Origin of the sequence: Pseudomonas sp. HMWF006, from assembly GCF_003061205.1 — a bacterium.
In the GTDB taxonomy this organism is placed as follows: Bacteria; Pseudomonadota; Gammaproteobacteria; order Pseudomonadales; family Pseudomonadaceae; genus Aquipseudomonas; species Aquipseudomonas monsensis.
Genome location: NZ_QAIU01000145.1, coordinates 1 through 2,894 on the forward strand (window position 1 = coordinate 1; position 2,894 = coordinate 2,894).

Consider the following 2,894-nt stretch of genomic DNA (forward strand, 5'->3'; position numbering starts at 1 on the left):
AAACCTTCAACAATAACAATGAATTAACAACACCAAAAGAATCATCGCACAAGCCTACAGCTTCCTTCCTACATTGACTCGAATTTAATCACGCAAAACTTCAGGATGAGTCTGAATTGAAGTCAATTTAATAATAGCTAGGATTAAAAACACAATCACGATTTTCCGTTTCTCCGCACCAAATGGAATTTATCAAACCATGAAAAGCAACCTAATACTTTGCTGCTTTGGCCTAGGCATTTCAGTTCTAACAAGCGCATCACCCTACCTAATCGGCAATTCAATTAATTTGCATGCATCCCAAGATCACTTATATTTATATGCACTCGCAGGCGCTTCGCTTCTTATCATCGCGACGCCTCCCTTGAAACTAGCAGCCAACATATATCTACAAAGGACTGCTGCCAAAACAAGATATATTCTGAAAAGGACAATTCTAACGCACCTGCGAAGCAAGGCATCTACATATAGGGGAAATCCAGGTGAGCAGATCGAACTCATCGACGGCGATGTTGACGGTTCGATGTATCTATACCATTCGGTATTTTTTGACACTTCACTCAATTTCAGCATCATAATCTTCGCGCTGATTATAACGGCTCAGTATCATCCTCTTTTGGCGCTCGCCCCCCTTAGCGGCCTGCTATATGCCTCAGCTGCATATTTTATAACCCGGAGAAAGAGCGACACCCTTTTTGAAGAATACGTCCAAGAAAACACCGTTATAATCGGGGAAATCTGTGCGCATGTATGCGATGCCAAACCGTACAACGACAGAGTCAAGTTGGACATCAAAAACATTGAGCGCCTCGCTTTTCGTTCAAACCTGAAGGCATCTTTTTTCGAATCAATTTCAGGAACATGTTACTTGGTAGCGATAGTTTTTTTGTTCTTGATATCCGCTCATTTAATAAGTGAAAGCGCTTTGACAACAGGCGCTATCTTTGCCTCAGCCATCTACCTTGAGCGTGTGCTCAGCCCAACAATGTCACTTATATCCATTTACTACTCAAGCAGAGAGGCCTCTTATCGCCGCAATCGAATACTGAGCTATAAACTACAGCACGGGGGGCGTTGAATTATGCTTATGTGCTTGCGAAAAAACGGGGCATTATTTTTGTTTTCAACAATATGCCTGACTTTAGCAGCTGCATGTCAGTTGCTAATACCTTCGATCGTGGCAGAGGGACTTACTGCTCTCAGTAGTGGTGCTGTCAGCACTAATCTGTATTTCCTTCTCACCGCTATTTTTTTATCCAAACTCGCGACTCAAACTCTGGGCAGCTCCCTGGCGGCGCTCATGGAAGCGAAATCTCGCTTTTCACTCATCAATTTCATTGTGCATGATGAAAGACCTTGCCCGTTAAGCTCTCGCGTGACGATGATCAAAGAAGATGCCGAGAAAATTGCTTCAGTCCTTCATGACTCAATTCATCTGGCAGGATCTTGTATTTTGACATTTGCTACAGCCTATATCTTACTCCGTGAAAATGCTTATTTTTTCATCCCCTTGATATTTATCACGACATTGACTTGTGTGCAGTTGAAGTTTGCAAAACTACATATCCAGAGTCTGTATAAAGCCGAAATGATCAATGAAGACCTGTACAAGGAATCGTTAATCAGCACTTTCAGCTCACGCACAATTGATGAGCAAAGTTCTCAATCACTTATCAGCAATAGCAATGAATGTCTGAGCAACACAATACAAGCACGCTACAAATATCAAAAAGCCAACGCCATTAAGTGCTTCTGGCCGGAAATGGCTATCTCGGCCGGGACAGTATCAGTCATCATTTTTAGCGCCACTGCGACGCCGGAGTTATTCGGCGAGCGTCTTATTGCCTATCTTGGCTACGTCGGAATTTTTACCATGGCCAGCACGAGTTCGATAAGACTTGGTATAACGATGATTGGAGTAAAGGTATCCGTTGGTAGAGTATTCAGGGGGCGCCAATATGAATGATTTATTCATCCAGCAGATACGCCTGAAGCCAGACAGAGCCGCGGCTCATTTTTTACGCGGCCTTTTTCCGCTTCAATTCAATAGCAGAATTACCGTATTTATTGGAGAAAACGGTTCTGGAAAATCCACGTTGCTTGAAGCACTTGCCATCAAGTTGGGATGCAATCCAGAAGGCGGTGGGAAGAACTTCAATTTCTCGACTGAGAACACCCACTCGAAACTGCACGAAACCCTGATGCTTTCAAAAGGCTACCGAAGGGAGAAGGTTTTTTTTTCTACAGAGCAGAAACCTTCTATAACTTGAACACCGCGATCCGCAAGCTTGATGCAGAGGGGAGCTTTGATCCCGAAATAAAGACCTATTACGGCGGCGTGGATATGCATTGCATGTCGCACGGTGAAGCAATGGAGGCACTGTTTCAAAACCGATTCAAAGCCCAGGGACTGTACGTTCTCGATGAACCGGAAGCGTCGTTATCCCCATTGAGGCAATTGGTATTTATCAACCGAATAATGGAGCTAGCACGCAAAGGCGCACAGTTCATCATCGCCACTCACTCACCTCTCATTTTGTCGATCCCGGGATGTGATCTGAGACAGATATCGGAAGGGCGCTCCGAACCAATAACTCCGGCAGATACTGATGCTTATGCTGTGTACAAAGCCGTACTTAATTCTTCCGGTGCCTTTATCGCGAAAAGCATGCAGTGATGCTGCACACAAAAAAAACCGTCCGAAGACGGTTTTTTTCATCAGAAGCGCGCCTTACTTCAGGCCGGACATCTTCTGGATCGCGCCCTTCAGCTCGTCATCCGAGCAATCGGCGCAGGTGCCTTTTGGCGGCATGGAGTTGATGCCGGTGATGGCTTTGGCCAGGATGCCGTCGAGGCCGCCCTGGTGATCGGCGCGTTCTTTCCAGGCGGCGGTG

The 2,894-nt window shown here is 45.4% G+C and carries 5 protein-coding genes; 4 read left to right on the forward strand and 1 reads right to left on the reverse strand.

Annotated features, from left to right (window positions below; genetic code table 11):
- Positions 1-199 precede the first annotated feature (199 nt).
- Genes DBR24_RS05725 through DBR24_RS31560 form a run of 4 tightly spaced genes read left to right on the forward strand, consistent with a single transcriptional unit; the run spans position 200 to position 2,677 of the window.
- Positions 200-1,078, forward strand: coding sequence for an ABC transporter ATP-binding protein (locus DBR24_RS05725; protein ID WP_128614163.1), 879 nt, complete (start codon positions 200-202; stop codon positions 1,076-1,078).
- Positions 1,079-1,081: 3 nt separating this feature from the next.
- On the forward strand, positions 1,082-1,966 hold the full coding sequence (locus DBR24_RS05730; RefSeq protein ID WP_256591286.1) for a hypothetical protein: 885 nt from the start codon (positions 1,082-1,084) through the stop codon (positions 1,964-1,966).
- Positions 1,959-2,270: an AAA family ATPase gene (locus tag DBR24_RS31555; RefSeq protein ID WP_256591287.1), complete on the forward strand. Its 312-nt coding sequence runs from the start codon at positions 1,959-1,961 to the stop codon at positions 2,268-2,270. Before DBR24_RS05730 ends, DBR24_RS31555 begins: the two co-directional genes overlap by 8 nt.
- Positions 2,267-2,677: an AAA family ATPase gene (locus DBR24_RS31560; RefSeq protein ID WP_256591288.1), complete on the forward strand. Its 411-nt coding sequence runs from the start codon at positions 2,267-2,269 to the stop codon at positions 2,675-2,677. Before DBR24_RS31555 ends, DBR24_RS31560 begins: the two co-directional genes overlap by 4 nt.
- 54 nt (positions 2,678-2,731) lie before the next feature.
- Here DBR24_RS31560 and DBR24_RS05740 read toward each other — a convergent pair.
- Positions 2,732-2,894 (reverse strand): cytochrome c5 family protein (locus tag DBR24_RS05740; RefSeq protein WP_371921236.1); only part of this gene is annotated, 163 nt, incomplete at its 5' end.

What these genes read in the sequence shown, in the direction of transcription:
- DBR24_RS05730 (WP_256591286.1), top strand. Translation starts at nt 1,082, where the DNA reads ATGCTTATGTGCTTGCGAAAAAACGGGGCATTATTTTTGTTTTCAACA.
- DBR24_RS31555 (WP_256591287.1), top strand. Translation starts at nt 1,959, where the DNA reads ATGAATGATTTATTCATCCAGCAGATACGCCTGAAGCCAGACAGAGCC.
- DBR24_RS05725 (WP_128614163.1), top strand. Translation starts at nt 200, where the DNA reads ATGAAAAGCAACCTAATACTTTGCTGCTTTGGCCTAGGCATTTCAGTT.